Below are 15,902 nucleotides of genomic sequence, written 5' to 3'. Positions count from 1 at the left end.
CAAAGTACTCTCGCAGCAAACAAAAACCGGAACGCACTTTAGACGAAAATCCAGCCGATAACTCGGCTATATTGGCCATGACCAACGCTCGTTTGGCTGATAATGCACGGTCTGATGGCGGAAATTGTGCTACCGTTGCCGCGCTATCAGAGGTCCCCATGGCAAAACCCTTCACAACAGTAAATCAACAGCCCATGGTTCGCTTGGGGCTAGCTTTACCCTTCCTTGAGACGCTTGTTTACTCTGCCGGGGAAGCGGATCGAGTTTTGAACCAACACAAGGTTAGCCGTGACATGCTGGCCAGAGACGACGTCTTCGTATCTGCGCAAACCATGTATCAATTGGTAGAGGACCTTTCCGTTGCCAGTAAGGATCCCTATGCGGGGGTGCACGTGGGAGCCGGACTCGACGTGAAGTCTTGGCCTCCAGTGGCAACAGCGCTATCAGACGCAACGAGTTTTGGTGACTTTTTATTGCGTTTTAGTATTGCCGTAAACCGTGACGCGACATCGGTTTTTAACTCTTTGGAAACGCGCCTTGAGCGTGCCACGTTCTCCGAACTACGAATCAATGACTATGGGGTAAAGCCCGCTCACAATGATGGCTTTGGAATTGCGTACCTAAGCAAAATTTTGCTGACTGCCCTGGGGAAGTCGCGGTTTAACGGCGAGGTTGTTGCCCACGTCTGCGACCATACCGTGATCCCGGTTCGCTATCTGGGAATGCGGGTCGCGAAGACCGGGACATCCGGCTTTTCCCTGAGTTTTCCTTCAGCTTGGCTGCTTTCACAGATTAAACCCTCTTCCGCGGACTTTGTTCGAAGTCAGTCCACAGCGCCAAAGACTGTTTCGGAGTCCCTTGCGCGGGTAATCGCGCCCTACCTAAGCGACGATTCCCTCACAGCTGTGGGAGTGGCGAAACTGATGGGCATGAGTGAAAGATCCCTCGCGAGGCACCTAGCCAATGAAAGCACCAGCATACACAGCGAGCTCACCCGATTGCGTATGGACACTGCAGAGACCTTGATCCGGACATCGGACAAACCAATAGCTACCATCGCTAATGAGGTCGGTTATGCAGACACAAGCACGTTTACTCGTGCGTTTCGTCGATGCTACGGCGGAGCTCCCACCACTTATAGAGCGACTCAAAAATGAGATCCCCGCGGTTAGAAAAGAGCACAGCACAGGTACGATCGAGAGCTGGTTCCATTGCCTTCAAACGTAAGCGAAGTAAGACCAGTCAGCTTATAGCCGCCCTCATAGTTCTGGTCGCAAACCTCGCCTATGCAGCTCCAGATCTGCTGATCAGAAATGTGAAACTTTTGGATTTGACGCCAGACAGCCCTGACCGGTTGGTGACACTTCAATTTGAGAACGGAAAGCTTACCCTCGTAACTGAAGACAATATCAAGGCTGATGATTTACGACAGTTCGACGCCGCCGGTGGTGTTGTTCTGGGTGATCTCGCTCTTAATGAAGAGCCAGACCTGATCATTCTGAGCGAAGATCCTAGAGACAACTTCGCAGTTCTCAGAGACACACAGGCCCACACACTGTTTGCAATGGAGCGCGGTGAAGTCACAGTCAATCGCTTGCGCCTTGCTGACGGCGGCGAGAGTAAGACTGAAAAGAACAGTGGCTGGCTCGCTTACACACCGCCACCCTTTGCTGTACCCATTCGCTACGGCGACAAAAAGGCGTTCAATCACCTAGAGGGTAAATTAGGGTCTGCAATCTTTGGCGGAGCCTTGGCCGTCGATCGCACCAAGTGGTTAGCGCAAGATGTCGGCAGCAAAGCGACAGTTGGAGACCTCGATGAGTTTAGTGGTGGTGAGATTCGTGCACTCCGTTTCGGAGTCGCAGGAACCATCAATTTTGAGAAGCCATGGGTTTATGTGATCGCTGGCGCGACCAACGCCTTTGACAAAGGCTTCGAGATCGAAGACCAGGATGATGTCGCTTTTTTTGATATTCGCCTCGATATTCCCGGCCCCGGTGACACCACCCTGAGCATCGGCAAACAGAAGGAGCCGATTTCTCTTGAGCGCCTTACGGGCATGGTTTTTCTCCCCTTTCAGGAGCGATCTATCGCCGCGGATGCTTTGCTTCCTTCACGTAACACCGGCGCGGTCTGGAGTGGTAATGGCCCATCAAAGCGAACCACATGGGCTGTCGGTGCTTTCAACGATTGGCTAGACAGCGACGTGGATTTCTCTGATAACGCCAACCAGTTTGTCGGCCGGGTGACTTGGGCGCCCTCTTTGTCTGGAGACGAAGACAACCTACTTCATCTCGGGGTGGGCTATCGCTATACCGATGCCAAGGAAGGCCTTCGTTTTCGCAGCGAGCCCGAGTTTAACAAAGCACCGAATTTTGTAGACACCGGCCGCAATCTTGAGACTGGTCTCTATGACGCTGACAACGCCGAATTGTGGAATTTCGAAGCTAGCTGGCGAGCGGGCCCTTTCTGGCTGAACTCAGAGTGCTTCACTGTTGAATCTAAATCACCGACCTATGAAGACCCCAGCTTCAATGGATACAGCATGACTGCCTCTTGGTCCCTAAGCGGTGAAATGCGTGAATACGATTATCGCCGTGGCTTGTTCCGCTCTTTACCCGTGGCAAAGAGCGTCTATCAGGGCGGCTGGGGCGCTGCGGAAATGGCGGTTCGTTTTTCGAGTGTTGACCTCGATGACGGACTGATCAACGGCGGGACAACGGACGTCGCATCCCTTGGTTTTAACTGGTGGCTCACCCCTACTTTCCAGTTTGGCGTGAACTACCGATACATCTGGAATAATCTGGACGGAATTGATGGAACATCTAGTGGAATCGGCACACGCCTGTTACTCATCCTTGAGTAAAAAGCTCGTGAACCAGCATTGGCTTACAGGGCTCGCCATGGGGGCATCGGCTACCTGCATAGCTGCGGGCGATTTGAGTCAGCTGACCGGGCCTGAACAGGTTACTAGTCGACTGGAGATTGATGCCGAGGTCCCCGGTGCGTTGATCAACAGCGAATGGCTCGGTGACTATTTCGCCTGGAAGAAGACCGTCAAAGAACGCACCGGTTTAAGCTTCGGTGGCGACTACTCAAATGTGTTTCTATCCGCCAGCGATAGCCTGGGTGAAGACAGTGCCTCGGGAGGGATGTATCGACTCTTCGGTTCCTGGGACCTAACCGGCGACAGCGCCACTAACGGCGGTAGTCTTGTTTTCAAGGTCGAGCATCGTCACGCCTACGGTAACGACATACCCCCAAGCGCTCTGGGCTTTGAAACGGGCTACACGGGTTTTTATGTTGCGCCATTCAGTGATCAAGGAACGCGGCTTACAAACCTTTATTGGCGTCAGCGCTTTGCGGATGGACGGTGGGCGCTGACTGCGGGCTTTGTCGATGTCACGGATTATCTGGACGTGTATTCTCTTGCTAGTCCCTGGACAGGCTTTATGAATCTGGCCATGTCGACTGGCTCGGCGTCGATCCCAGTTCCCAATGAGGGTTTGGGCGTAGCTATAGGTGGATATGTCAGCGATACGGTTTATGTCATCGCAGGCTTTGCCGACACCAATTCTGATCCCGCGGAGCCCGGCGAGACTGTTGATTCATTTTTTGATGAAGCCGAATACTTCAAGCACGTGGAAATAGGTTGGAATCCAAATGCCGAGACAGCATTCCTCGACAATATCCACCTCACTCTTTGGCAGGTCGATGAAAGAGTTGAGGTGGGTGAACCCGACGGCTGGGGTGCGAATATCAGTTTCAGCACCTCCCCTTTTGACAATGAGTTCACCACCTTTGTGCGTGGTGGCTACGCCGAAGACGGTGGCAGCCTACTCGAGCTGAGTTTAACCACCGGCTTCGCCTGGCAAACTGTTTCGGGAGGAAACCAACTCGGTGTTGCCTACAACTGGGGGCGCCCGAACGAGACCACCTGGGGCCCTGAACTCGATGACCAGCAGACGGTTGAAGCCTTTTATCGTATACAACTGTTCAAAGAGTTCGCTCTGACGCCTGATATTCAATACGTGAAAAATCCGGCCAACAATCCTGAGGAAGACGATCTGTGGATTATCGGCTTACGTGCCCGCTTTAACTATTAAAAGAACCAAGAGAATCAACGATGTCACGCCTGCTTAAAACATGCTTGCTAGCCCTTCCATTACTGGCGCAAACATCCTTTGCACAAGACACATCCAAAAGTGGCACGCCATCGGCGACGGACCTAGCGAGTTCCCTCGGTGGCCCCAGCGGCGTCAGTCAGGAACTTGAAGCCGACTACCGTGATGAACTTTTAGACAGCAACATCCTAGAACGAGCAGTCGGACCATGGCGCCAGTGGAAGAAGGAACTCAATGACGACCATGACATTAAGCTAGGCCTGAATGTTCTGATGCTCTATCAGCAAGGGACTGAAGACAGCTCTGCGAATGAAGATGAGGCTGCCGGCGGCATTTACAGATTTCAGGGTAGCTGGGACGCATTCTCCAATGAGAACAGCAGTGGGAAAATTGAGTTCCGTATTGAAAACCGAAACAGGCTCGGCGGCTTGCTAGCACCTCAGTCTCTCAGCGGCGGGTATACCGCAGCTAACAACACGGGCTTCCCCTACGGCGACAATTTCGATACCGACCTCGCCATCATCAACTGGAAGCAGACTTTCTCAAAGAGCCGCTGGGGATACGCGGTCGGAAGGCTGGCCTTCGACGTTTACCTCGATCCTTCCGCTGTCCAAACACCCTATGGCGGGTTTATGAACCGCGCCTTCGTGTACAGCCCCGCTCTTGGTACTACAGGTATCGGCGCACTCGGAGCAGTAGCCAAGGGCTTTATTACGGACAATGTTTGGGTGGGCGCTCAGATCTATGACGCCAATGCAGTCAACGGTGAATTCGACTTCGACACTATTGAAGAAGGGGAATTTCTAAAAGCCGTGGAGCTTGGCTGGACCCCCGAGTTTGCGCGGCGTGGTAAAGATCGCGTGCAGTTCACGTATTGGGAAAAAGATAAGCGCGAAAAGGCTGGGGTTCCTTCTGGTTCGGGTTGGGCCGTATCGACAACGTCCCAGTGGAGTGAAAAATTGCTAACGTTTATTCGTGCGGGCGCATCCGATGGCGGCGCGGGCGTGGCTGCAGATGCATCTGCGAGTGCCGGCTTTACTTACCAGGCCTGGGAACAACGCAGTGTTGCTCTCGGAGTCGGCTGGTCCGAACCTAATAAAACAGCCAACGGCAACGGACTAGAAGACGAATGGGTCGTAGAGGCTTCTTACAAAATGCAACTAACGCGAAACCTCTCATTAACGCCGGACGTACAGTGGATACAAAATCCCACGAGGCTGCCTGAAAAAGACAGCCTTTGGATATTTGGTGTCAGGGCAATACTGACTCTTTAATCATCCGCACTTAGCCAAACCGGATTCTCAGCGGCGCCTTATAGGATCGGGACACGTTCGCTTTCTAAGAACGTGTAGATGTGAGCATACTGTGATAGTAGCAGCTCTCGCTTTGAGCCAATTCAAAGCCCTTTCGACCTTGTTGTACCGGTCGGCACGATACCCGTTTAGACTTGAAGGCTCCTCGGAGGCGGATAGGAGAAGAAAACAATGCTCTTACGCATATTCAGTGAAGGCCTTTTGATCGTTGTCAGCATTCTCCTGGCGCTCTCCGCCGATACATGGCTCAACTCGCTGAATCAAGCCGATCAATTAGATGCGCAGTTGACTGCCCTCAATCGAGACTTTGACACGATGCTCGTGCGAGTGAACGACTCAAATAGTGCTGCCAGCCGTGCGGTAAGCGCAGGTAGGACACTTTTAAGTCACATGCAAGAAGGTTCTAAAATTGAACCTGAACTTGCAAGAGAGTTGCTCTGGCATCTTGTCTTCTACGAAGTTTTCACTCCGAGCACCGGTGCCTATCAGTCACTAATTGCATCGGGAAACCTCGAGCTGCTTGAAAATACTCGACTGAAAGCCGCTCTAACGGATTTCTTTGGCGCGTTCGAAGATGTGCGTGCCAGTGAAAAATTATTACTGGAGACTCAGGTCGTTTTCTTTGCATCAGAGTCGTTTAGTGCATTAGCAGGCTGGCACCGGATGGGACGGGCAGGTGTCCCCGTCGCGAGCGACTTCGCAATCAGTCAGTGGTCTATGTCCGACGAATTCATGAATTCGGTAGCCATCTACACGGTACGACAAGCGGATGTGCTGGAGGATTATCAGTACTTGAAAACTCGTATTGAGAGCATCGCGGCTATGATAACGCCGAACTCACTGAACTAGTCTCGACAATTGTTTCGAAGTCCATTTCTGGCCGAAAGCGACCGTTAGTATCACGGGATTCTTGGCAGTGATAAAGACCACCTTGAGGTGTTTATTAACAGCAGGCTTTCGCCTGTGGTTTCAACTAGGCGACGAACCATCGCTTGGGACTCTAGTAACAGTCAATGGAAAGTTCTCTTAGGCTTTGCGGCTGGTCATTAATAAATGCTGGTAGTGGCAAAGATCAGAATCGATAACGCTGCAATGGCTGAAGTGATCGCTCCAGTCCGATACGAGCGGATCCACCCCGAAAGTCCAATACTAAGGATTAGGCTGTTAACGCCCAGTCCATAGCCAGCGATTAGGAAATTCCAAAGCATTTCGATTTTTTCAGGGTCCGGAGTAAATGGAAGATTGGGGTGTAGACCAATTGTAAGTCTCCAGCCGGAGATTACGGAAACCAAGAGGCTGCACGCTGACAAAGCTGACAGTGCAATGAGAAATGCAACTAAGCGTTTGTCCGAAATAAAAATGATTACAGTAAAGAGAATAGTGGCCGATACACCACCAAGAAACGCAGAAACAAAGGATATCTGTTCCGCAACCGCTACCATGTAGTTAGCCTGCAAACCCTCGGTCATGAACCTTTGTCGCTCCAAAGCGTCTTTGATTAGAGTTTGGGGAGACTGTGCAACTTTAGATCCCGCGTCAAGTCGAAATCTTCTGCCGAAGACCGATAGCGGTGTGTTGCATCGCCCTGAGCGCATGTCTTCTGCGGGGTGTTAGTTTTGCTAGTCGATTTGACTGCGCTGGTCGACTGCTTTCACTCTGGAGCGGGCATCCAAGACGACCGTCGAGGCTCGCGCTGGCAACCCCGACGACGCGATGCTACGCTTCTGCCGCTGCTCAGACCCTGCCCCCGGGGGCCCTATGTTCGGAGAAACCATCATGTCCACGATTCATGCCATTCGCGCCTGTCTGCTGATGTTGCTGCTCGCGATCCCTGCGTTCGCCCTCGCCGACGCCCACGAGAGCGGCGAATCGGCCGATGCAGAGATCCCCGAACCACTGAACTTCGTCACCGAACATAGCGCCCGTATCGGCGGATCGACCATCGAGTACACGGCAACTGCCGGCACGCTCGAGATGCTCGACGACGAGGAGAAGCCGATCGCGCACTTCGGCTATACCTCCTACGTACGCAAGGGCGGCAATCAGGATGAGCGTCCGGTGGTGTTCGCCTACAACGGCGGCCCTGGCTCCGCGTCGATGTGGCTGCACATGGGGATCCTTGGCCCGCAGCGCGTGGTCGTCGAGGACCTTACATTCAACACGGTAGGTCCCTTCCGGCGTGTGAACAACGAGTACAGCGTGATCGACGTGGCGGATCTCGTAATGATCGACCCGGTGGGCACCGGATTCTCGCGGCCCGTCGGCGAGGCCGAGGGCGAACAGTTTTGGGGCGTCGACAACGACATCGAGTCGGTATCCGCGTTTATCTCCCGCTGGACCTCCGACAACGGTCGCTGGGCGTCGCCGAAGTACCTCCTCGGCGAGAGCTACGGCGGCATCCGGTCCGGCGGTGTTTCTCTCGCTCTGCTTCGTCGGCACAACATCTCGCTCAACGGCGTGATTCTTGTCTCGCCAGGTATGGACATGGCGACCTTCGATCCGTGGCCTGGTAACGACCTGCCAATGGTTACCTACTTCACCACCTACGCCGCGACTGCCTGGTACCACCGTGCCATCGAAGACCGCCCCGATGACCTGAAGTCATTCCTGGCCGAGGCCGACGCTTTCGCCTACGGCAAACTGGCTCCGTACTTGCTCAAAGGCAACCGCGGCACCGACGCGGAGCGCCAGGCCGTGCTCGCGGGCATGGAGCGATTCACCGGCGTGTCAGCAGATTACTGGGACCGAGCCAATCTGCGCATCGGTGAGCAGCACTTCGCTAAAGAGCTGCTGCGCGACCGTCGCCAGGTGATCGGCCGTATTGACTCGCGCTTCGTCGGCGACGGCATCGACCACAACGACTCAACGTTCAACTACGACCCATTCTTCCCATCCGTCGGTCCAGGCTTCGTTGCCGCCTTCAACGATTACTACCGGAACGCCCTGGGTGTAACAACGACGCGCGAGTACGTCACATCAGCTGGCTTGTACGGCTCTTGGGATTGGAGCCACAAGGTGCCCGGCAACAGCACGCAGCCAGTTGCCAATACCGCGGTGGACCTAGCACTCGCCATGAAGCAGAACCCCAATATGCGCGTACTCGTTCAGCAGGGATACTTCGACCTCGCTATCCCGTTTGGATCGGTGCACCACTTCATTGACCACATGGAGCTGCCTGATCACTTGCGCGCGAACCTTGACCTTAAGATGTACGAGGCTGGGCATATGATGTACGTGCATCCGGAGTCGATGCCGCGCTTCAAGGCCGACCTAGCCGCGTTTATCGAGCAATAACTGATCGCCCCTGGCTGATAGCCGACCTTCGGTAGCTAGAGAACGTGTGACCGCTTACGCCCCATCTGAGTCAGTAGATGACGAGGTGTTGAATGACTGCTTTCGCCTAGGAAGGGACGCTGGTAGGCTGCTGTTTCAAATGCCCCCTTTCGACTCAAAGCTGTCATTTCCCCCTAGTTGTTATTGTTTCTTTAATGCTTACGAGCACCCATAAATCCCAATTCCTTGAGCGCGGCTTTACGAGAATCGCAGGTGCGGTCGATGCGCAAGATGTGGCCGAAGCAGCCACTCGAGTTTGGGGCGTGCTATCAAAGAGCGGAATACGTAGAGCTCATCCCGACACATGGCGACAAGATAAACCCAAAGGTCTGCAAAACGTAGCCGGAGATGCCTCTTACCATCGGGTCTTTGGCAAGCCCGCAAGCGCGGTGCTGGATACGCTTCTTGGCGCGGGACTTTGGAATTCACCTGAGCATTGGGGGCAGCTGGTCCTGTCGTTGCCTACCGATACAACCTGGGTTGTTCCCCACCAGGCCTGGCATTTAGACCTGCCAATGGAATTAGGAAATACCGAACTGCCCGGTGTTCAGCTTTTCGTATGCCTTGAAGACATCAGCGAACGATGCGGGGCGACTGTCGTCGCTGCTGGTACTCATCGTTTGGTTGCAGAGGAAGTTAGTGCCAATGGCTTCCCTGAAAAAAGGGCCTCGGCAGTTTTGCGAAACAGACTAAGCAAGAAGAGTGACTGGTTTCGACAGCTCATTGGTTTCAAGGATGCTGGTGAGCGCGATGATAGGTTTCTGCTTCGACCATACTCAGAGTGCCAAGTAACCTTACAGGTGCATGAACTAACAGGAAACAAGGGAGACATGATCTTGATGCACCCCTATTTGTTTCATGCTCCGGCGCCGAACATTGGCCCTGCAATTCGCATGGCAGCCACTCAGCGTATTTATGCCAGCAAGTAACCCGCCGGAACGTCTGCTTGTAGCTAGTCGCCGACATCTCCAAGGCGTCATGCACCCCATGTCAACGCAAACCATGAAGTGGAATCGGAAGTTTCCAGCACGACCGCTTTCACCTACGTTGAGATGTTTTGAGACACTCCGTGGGGCCGCTTTCGCCTAAGAATGGAGATTGGTAGGCTGGTACTTTTAAGGTTCACTTTTTCGCCCCAAAACGATCGTTCTCTTGGGTAAGCTCGATAGCGGTACGTATTCAAGATGCCAGGAAGAAACATCGACTTCCGTCAAACTCAACACCATTCAAAAGCTTGATGAATATGACTAAAAAAACTGTTTCGCTTGTTCTCGGCAGCGGAGGGGCCCGTGGCCTTGCGCACATTGGTGCGATCCGCTACCTCGAGGAGAATGGTTACGACATTCAGTCGATCAGCGGCTGCTCCATGGGCGCACTGGTTGGCGGCATTTTTGCGTGTGGTGAACTTGACGTTTTCGAGGAGTGGGTTCGTGCGATTTCGAAGCTCGACATAATCAGGCTGCTCGACGTTTCCTGGGGCAAAGAAGGTCTCGTCGAGGGTGACCGCATTATCGCGGTGTTCAAGGAGCTCATCGGCGATCGCCAAATCGAGGATCTGACGCTCAAATATACGGCAGTGGCGGCAGACATTCAGAGTGAAAAAGAGGTGTGGCTAAAGCGTGGCCCGCTGTTCGCCGCGGTTCGAGCGTCGATCTCATTGCCGTTATTCTTCACGCCCTTCGAGATAAACGGAGTGAAACTACTCGACGGCGGCATCTTGAATCCAGTGCCGATCGCGCCAACGTTTGAGGACGATACCGACCTGACAATCGCGATTAATCTTGGCGCTCCGCCGACAGGAAACCAAAAGCCTGCAGTGAAAACGGAGTTGAGAAACGGCAATGACTATCCCACGGACGGGCTGCGAGCAAAAATTAACGACTTCATCGATGGTTTGAAAAGCCGCAACCCGATGGACAATGTGAACACCTGGAATATGCTTAGCATTGCCGACCAAACTTTTGATGCCATGCAGGGAACCATCGCCAGACAGAAGTTAGCTGCCTACCCACCTGATCGCACGATTATGATCGCGCGCGACGCGTGCGGAACGCTGGAGTTCGATCGAGCCGACGAAATGATTGCGCTCGGATATGAGACTGCCGCAAAGAGCCTCGGCAAGTCATAAGACAGAGCGTGTCAGCGTTTCTGCTCTCCTAAAACCAGTCATTGAGACCGGCTAATGTAGGCGTCACCGATCGGCCGCTGTAGCAGGTGTGCTCGGATATTGCTCAATCACCCATGGGGTTTGCTAGGGAAGGCGATGGGGTCGAGAACCAGCGCGGGCCTGACTCAGTGATGTACAAACAGTCCTCAAGGCGAACGCCATACTTCCCGGGGATGTACAATCCAGGCTCATTAGACAGGCACATGCCCGGTTGTAGCGGCGTGGTTTCATTACCTACAAAATTGATCGGCTCGTGGACATCAAGCCCAATGCCATGGCCTAACCGATGCGATAGTCCCGGAAGTTGATATCCCGGACCGAAGCCTTCTTGTTCATAAAACCGTCGTACGACTTTATCGACTTCACCTGCGGGCGTACCAGGCCTGGCGTGCTCAAAAGCCAGGGCCTGGCCGCGGTGTACCAGATCCCATAAGTGTTGTTGATGAGTGTTTGCCTCACCAAAAACAAAGGTACGGGAAATGTCAGATCGATAGCCTCCTACCGCGCAACCAAAGTCCATGAGAACAATCTGGCCGTCATTAACATACTCCGGCTCGCGAGAGCCGTGGGGCAGCGCGCTACCTCTACCCAGTTGGGTGCCACCAGAGGGCGATTCGCCACCTAGGCGAGTCTGCGCCTGCTGCATCAGCGCACTGATATCCGGTCCGGACATGCCTGCTTGCACCAGCGGATGCACGGCCCGGTAAGCAGCAATAGTGACGCTGTTCGCCAATGTCATCAATGCCAGTTCGGAGTCGGACTTAATCATGCGACAGGCATTCACCTCGGTAACGGCCGAACCGAGTTGCCAATCAGGCGCCGCCTGCGCAAGACCGTGGGCTATAAAATGTCGCACACCTTGATCCAGTAACACACGACCCGCTTTCGGGCTTGCTGCTTTGAGCCAGTCGGCCAATAGCGCAAAGGGGCTTTCGTCTTCTTCCCAAGTCATGATTTCTGGAGTACTGCCCACCATCTCGCGTAAGCGCGACTCTTCGAAACTGGGAGTAATGAACAATGAATTACCCTCAGCGGTAATCACGCCAGCAGTGATTCGCTCGCTCAGCCACCACTGCACACCGGTGAAGTAGTCCAACGTTGAGCCGGGCTCGATCAGTGCGGCGAATACGCCTCGTTTAGCAAGCAGTCCGCTGAGTTTGCTGCGCCGCTGCTGCCGCTCGCTATCTGTGATGAGCCTCGCGCTATCGGTCAAAGGCTTGAGGGAATTGAGCGGTGACTCTGAATCAGTAATGGGGGCACTGGACATCGCCGCCGCAGATACTACTGAAGGTGCCAGTGCCGAGCAAAGCAATGGTGTGCCCGCAGCGCACAGTATCCCGCGTCGAAGAAAACGTCGTCTTGAATCACTAATCATTTATGCATTTCTCCCACTCGACCTGTCGCATAGTACCAGCGGTCCACTGTGCATCATCGGTCATCCGTCGCTAGGGCATTGCGGTCAAACTCGGCCACGATCCTAAAAGACCTTGCTCGGCCAAAACAGGACCCTAGCATTTGCACTTTTTCGTGAACCAAGAAATCGATTAGACCATACCCCCGCAGTGCCTTAACCTTGGCGCTCATTTTATCTAGCGGAATCGCATCTCTCGTGTCACAAGCAGGTTCTCGACCATCGGCTAACGCCCTATCCCAGCAAAACTTCTTGCTGGCGGCGGCGTTTATCATGCCCCTAACTTTCTCAGTTTGGCAGGCTCTGCTGAATAACTTTGCGGTCGAGCGCGCCGCCTTTAGCGGAGCAGAAATCGGCATGCTCCAAAGCCTCCGAGAGGTCCCTGGCTTTCTCGCCTTCAGCGCTGTCTTTGTACTTTTGATTGTTCGCGAACAACGCTTTGCTTTGGCATCGCTACTGCTTATGTCTATCGGAGTTGCGTTAACGCCCTACTTTCCAACGATCTACGGTTTGTATGCCACCACTGTGGTGATGTCACTGGGTTTTCATTATTTCGAGACCATTAACAAATCCCTGACCTTGCAATGGATCGCTAAAGACGAGGCCGCTCATTTCATGGGCCGCGCCATGGCGGTCAAGGCCGCTGGCGCCTTGTTGGCCTACAGCAGTATCTGGTTGCTTATGGAGTGGTTCGGCGTCGGCTTTAAAGGCATGTACCTGCTGGCAGGTGCTATAGGGGTTTTGATCACTCTGACCCTGTGGACAGTGTTCCCCCACTACCCCGACGGCGTGGGACAACACAAAAGGCTGATTGTTCGTCGTCGTTACTGGCTGTACTACGCACTTACATTTTTAAGCGGTGCGCGCCGACAGATCTTCATGGTGTTTGCAGGATTCATGATGGTGGAGAAGTTCGGCTATTCAGCGGCTGATATTAGTCTTCTTTACCTTGCCAACTACGTCTTTAATCTGTTCTTTGCACCACGCATCGGTGCCTGGGTAGGTAAAGTCGGAGAGCGAAAAGCCCTGCGCATTGAATACCTTGGCCTGATCATCGTATTTACGAGCTACGCCTTTGTCGAAAACGCGACGATAGCCGCAGGCCTCTACGTCGTCGATCATCTGTTCTTTGCCTTATCTATCGCCATGAACACCTACTTCCAAAAAATTGCAGATCCAAAAGATATCGCTGCGACATCGAGTGTCAGTTTTACAATCAATCACATTGCTGCGGTGGTCATACCGGCACTGCTGGGGATTTTGTGGCTAAGCTCGCCCACCGCGGTTTTTCTGGTGGGCTCGGGCATCGCCCTGGCCTCCCTGATGATATGTGGTTTGATTCCAGATAAACCCCAGGCGGGAAACGAAACCCGTGGTGTACCGATATGGGCTGTCCGCCTGAAGGCGTAGTGGACCTCCGGCGACTGTTTTCGTCCGCCTACCACCAGGGCGGCCGTCGAAGGCCCTGCGATGAGGGCCTTCGACGAAAAGAAGGCATTTCGACATTTCTGTGCGTAGAGCTAAGCCCTTACGCTATTTCGCCTCGGCAAGGCTCTTGGTCTCCATGACCGCTTTCGCCTACTAAGAGTCGTTTTGGGCTATGCTCTAATCGTGACTTAAGACTACCAGAGCCCATTAGGAATAGACCTCCAGTGATTCTCCGCAGCCTGACAAAACATGTGAAAGATCAGAACTGGTTCGCCGTTTTGATCGACTTCACAATCGTCGTTATTGGTGTGTTTATTGGTATTCAGGTTGCGAACTGGAATGAGCTGCGTGCTCAAGAACAGCGAGATATAGTACTACTCGAGCGTCTTTTTGGTGACTTTGAACAGATCGCAGAATGGGGAGAGCGCAGATATCCATTACATGTTGAGACTGCAGAGCACACACGTAGGCTTATTGAGGCTATACGAAATGACGTAGAGCCGCCCCTGGATAACTCCACACGCGACTGGCTAGAGGCAAGTGTGGAGGTATACGCAAGCTTTGAGAGCTCACCGACTTACGACGAGCTTGTGGCTACGGGCACATTGTCGAGAATTAGACATGCAGGTCTCCGACAAGCCCTAAACGCGTACGCGAGGGAACGAGAGGCCGATATGGTTTTACTGAACCAGCAACTCCAGATGCGCGACACCGGTCCTATCGAGAGCGCCGTTCGATTTCGTGCCAACTCAGAGCGTTACGGAGACGTATTGATAGCAGATTCTTTCGATTGGCCACGATTAAAGAGTACAGAGCCGCACTTGCAAAAGGTTTTGCGGACTCAGGTTCTACGAAATCGGTGGCACCGACAGGAACTTGCGTCGGCTAGAGAAATTCTTTCAATAATCAACGACAGCCTAGGGTCTGACCAGTGACGCCCCAAGTCTCTTACCAACCGGTTTGAGCTTACAAAGCCAGTCACATAGCGATGATGGATGACGGCTCCCGGCCTATTGCTGCAGTTCAGACCGCCGGAATTGTAGCTCAGCCAAGGACCGCCTCGAGGTGAAAGCAGAAGTTACCAGCATGACCGCTTTCGCTTATTTTGAGACATTCGGGCAAGAGGTGCTCAATGTCCGCTTCCGACCCTAAACGGACATTCATCTGGGCGACTTTTTAAGTAAACTGCCATCCGAATTCCGAGGTCTTTATTCCCACTGTTCACCCCCGATCAGACATCTGTCTGATCGATTATTGAGTAAACTGTCACCGGATCTTCATGAAACTTCCGAAAAGAGAAATTCGAAAATGTCATTACCTGTTTGGCTACGTGAAGGCTGTGTGATCGTCGCGAGTATATTATTAGCCTTCGGTATTGATGCGCAGTGGGAGTTGTCTCGAGACAGTGCAGATGCAGAGGTACTCCTTGAGTTACTGAGGTCTGATTTCGCAGCAACGGTCGCCGAGGCAGAACGGGTCTATGCCAATCATGCCGGGGGCTTGCACGCCGCGGAGCAACTGATCTTCATGGCGGAAGACGATGCTCTGACACCGGCCGATGCATCACGCGTGGACCGGCACCTATCGGTGATGATGGTTAGTGGTGCTTCTTTTGATCCACCGCTCGGAACAGTTCGATCACTTATTCAATCCGGCCGCCTCTCACAGGTTGCTGACCCCACGGTGACAGCCATGCTCACTGCCTGGCCGTCGGAGGTGGAAGACCTGAAGCAGCAGGAAGACAGCTTTAGTAGCAGTTTTGGGGCGCTCGCTAAGGCCCTTACGGCGATGGGTATACGCGTGGACTGGCTCGTCGCCACCGATCATGTCGGTGGGGAGATCGGCCCCTTGCCATGGAAGTCTCACGCGACAGAGTCTTGGAGACACCTTGACGATCCGAACTTAAGCATGGCCCTAGCCAACTACTGGCTTGGAATGCGCTTTACGGTGATAGCGGCAGAGCAACGACTCGAGCGTTCTAAGGAGATCCTGAGCGCGCTGGAACCAACCGAACGTTGAGTAGAACACGCATCTGTAAGGACGCACTTAGAACCCTGCGTGGGCTCGAATAGATCGCATCGTATGGCTCAACAAGTGTGTGGGGACCGCTGGTTGTTTTCTAGGCT

The 15,902-nt window shown here is 53.5% G+C and carries 13 protein-coding genes; 11 read left to right on the top strand and 2 right to left on the bottom strand.

The genetic code is table 11. The annotated features are described in order from the left end of the window. Window positions 1-77 precede the first annotated feature (77 nt). From R0137_RS09915 to R0137_RS09895, 5 genes are all read left to right on the top strand, one after another. The gene (locus tag R0137_RS09915) at window positions 78-1,157 is read left to right on the top strand and encodes a helix-turn-helix transcriptional regulator (protein WP_407326260.1); all 1,080 of its coding nucleotides are present in this window, start codon (window positions 78-80) and stop codon (window positions 1,155-1,157) included. Continuing rightward, a complete protein-coding gene (locus R0137_RS09910; RefSeq protein WP_407326259.1) occupies window positions 1,154-2,866 on the top strand; it encodes an OprO/OprP family phosphate-selective porin in 1,713 nt (570 codons plus the stop codon). The genes R0137_RS09915 and R0137_RS09910 overlap by 4 nt, the downstream gene beginning before the upstream one ends. A gap of 7 nt (window positions 2,867-2,873) precedes the next feature. Next, on the top strand, window positions 2,874-4,106 hold the full coding sequence (locus R0137_RS09905; protein WP_407326258.1) for a carbohydrate porin: 1,233 nt from the start codon (window positions 2,874-2,876) through the stop codon (window positions 4,104-4,106). A gap of 20 nt (window positions 4,107-4,126) precedes the next feature. Then, the gene (locus R0137_RS09900; RefSeq protein ID WP_407326257.1) at window positions 4,127-5,398 is read left to right on the top strand and encodes a carbohydrate porin; all 1,272 of its coding nucleotides are present in this window, start codon (window positions 4,127-4,129) and stop codon (window positions 5,396-5,398) included. Window positions 5,399-5,608: 210 nt separating this feature from the next. Then, window positions 5,609-6,286: a hypothetical protein gene (locus R0137_RS09895; RefSeq protein WP_407326256.1), complete on the top strand. Its 678-nt coding sequence runs from the start codon at window positions 5,609-5,611 to the stop codon at window positions 6,284-6,286. A 197-nt stretch (window positions 6,287-6,483) separates the two neighbouring features. On the opposite strand, the gene R0137_RS09890 is transcribed toward R0137_RS09895, so the two are convergent. Further along, on the bottom strand, window positions 6,484-6,906 hold the full coding sequence (locus tag R0137_RS09890) for a hypothetical protein (RefSeq protein WP_407326255.1): 423 nt from the start codon (window positions 6,904-6,906) through the stop codon (window positions 6,484-6,486). A 307-nt stretch (window positions 6,907-7,213) separates the two neighbouring features. Here R0137_RS09890 and R0137_RS09885 point away from each other — a divergent pair, with 307 nt between their 5' ends. From R0137_RS09885 to R0137_RS09875, 3 genes are all read left to right on the top strand, one after another. Further along, complete coding sequence (locus R0137_RS09885; RefSeq protein WP_407326254.1) at window positions 7,214-8,731, top strand: S10 family peptidase; 1,518 nt, start codon at window positions 7,214-7,216, stop codon at window positions 8,729-8,731. Between the two features lie 194 nt (window positions 8,732-8,925). Then, window positions 8,926-9,699, top strand: coding sequence for a phytanoyl-CoA dioxygenase family protein (locus tag R0137_RS09880; RefSeq protein WP_407326253.1), 774 nt, complete (start codon window positions 8,926-8,928; stop codon window positions 9,697-9,699). 314 nt (window positions 9,700-10,013) lie between these two features. Beyond that, on the top strand, window positions 10,014-10,898 hold the full coding sequence (locus R0137_RS09875; RefSeq protein WP_407326252.1) for a patatin-like phospholipase family protein: 885 nt from the start codon (window positions 10,014-10,016) through the stop codon (window positions 10,896-10,898). A 103-nt stretch (window positions 10,899-11,001) separates the two neighbouring features. Here the strand turns inward: R0137_RS09875 and R0137_RS09870 are convergent, their stop codons facing one another. Beyond that, window positions 11,002-12,312, bottom strand: coding sequence for a M24 family metallopeptidase (locus R0137_RS09870; RefSeq protein ID WP_407326251.1), 1,311 nt, complete (start codon window positions 12,310-12,312; stop codon window positions 11,002-11,004). Window positions 12,313-12,621: 309 nt separating this feature from the next. Between R0137_RS09870 and R0137_RS09865 the strand changes: the two genes are divergently transcribed. The 3 genes from R0137_RS09865 (at window position 12,622) to R0137_RS09855 (ending at window position 15,795) form a co-directional block, all read left to right on the top strand. Further along, window positions 12,622-13,758, top strand: coding sequence for an MFS transporter (locus tag R0137_RS09865; protein WP_407330004.1), 1,137 nt, complete (start codon window positions 12,622-12,624; stop codon window positions 13,756-13,758). A 242-nt stretch (window positions 13,759-14,000) separates the two neighbouring features. Further along, entirely contained in the window at window positions 14,001-14,711 is a 711-nt protein-coding gene (locus R0137_RS09860) for a hypothetical protein (protein ID WP_407326250.1), read from the top strand. A gap of 373 nt (window positions 14,712-15,084) precedes the next feature. Next, window positions 15,085-15,795, top strand: coding sequence for a hypothetical protein (locus R0137_RS09855; protein ID WP_407326249.1), 711 nt, complete (start codon window positions 15,085-15,087; stop codon window positions 15,793-15,795). Window positions 15,796-15,902 lie beyond the last annotated feature (107 nt).

This window comes from Congregibacter brevis (assembly GCF_045689245.1).
GTDB classification, from domain to species: Bacteria; Pseudomonadota; Gammaproteobacteria; order Pseudomonadales; family Halieaceae; genus Congregibacter; species Congregibacter brevis.
This window is presented reverse-complemented; position numbering and strand designations above follow the sequence as displayed.

Bases quoted from the DNA above. Each gene is read 5' to 3' on its own strand.
- R0137_RS09915 (WP_407326260.1), top strand. From the start codon at position 78: ATGACCAACGCTCGTTTGGCTGATAATGCACGGTCTGATGGCGGAAAT.
- R0137_RS09910 (WP_407326259.1), top strand. From the start codon at position 1,154: ATGAGATCCCCGCGGTTAGAAAAGAGCACAGCACAGGTACGATCGAGA.
- R0137_RS09900 (WP_407326257.1), top strand. From the start codon at position 4,127: ATGTCACGCCTGCTTAAAACATGCTTGCTAGCCCTTCCATTACTGGCG.
- R0137_RS09895 (WP_407326256.1), top strand. From the start codon at position 5,609: ATGCTCTTACGCATATTCAGTGAAGGCCTTTTGATCGTTGTCAGCATT.
- R0137_RS09890 (WP_407326255.1), bottom strand. From the start codon at position 6,906: ATGACCGAGGGTTTGCAGGCTAACTACATGGTAGCGGTTGCGGAACAG.
- R0137_RS09885 (WP_407326254.1), top strand. From the start codon at position 7,214: ATGTCCACGATTCATGCCATTCGCGCCTGTCTGCTGATGTTGCTGCTC.
- R0137_RS09880 (WP_407326253.1), top strand. From the start codon at position 8,926: ATGCTTACGAGCACCCATAAATCCCAATTCCTTGAGCGCGGCTTTACG.
- R0137_RS09875 (WP_407326252.1), top strand. From the start codon at position 10,014: ATGACTAAAAAAACTGTTTCGCTTGTTCTCGGCAGCGGAGGGGCCCGT.
- R0137_RS09870 (WP_407326251.1), bottom strand. From the start codon at position 12,312: ATGATTAGTGATTCAAGACGACGTTTTCTTCGACGCGGGATACTGTGC.
- R0137_RS09865 (WP_407330004.1), top strand. From the start codon at position 12,622: ATGCCCCTAACTTTCTCAGTTTGGCAGGCTCTGCTGAATAACTTTGCG.
- R0137_RS09855 (WP_407326249.1), top strand. From the start codon at position 15,085: ATGTCATTACCTGTTTGGCTACGTGAAGGCTGTGTGATCGTCGCGAGT.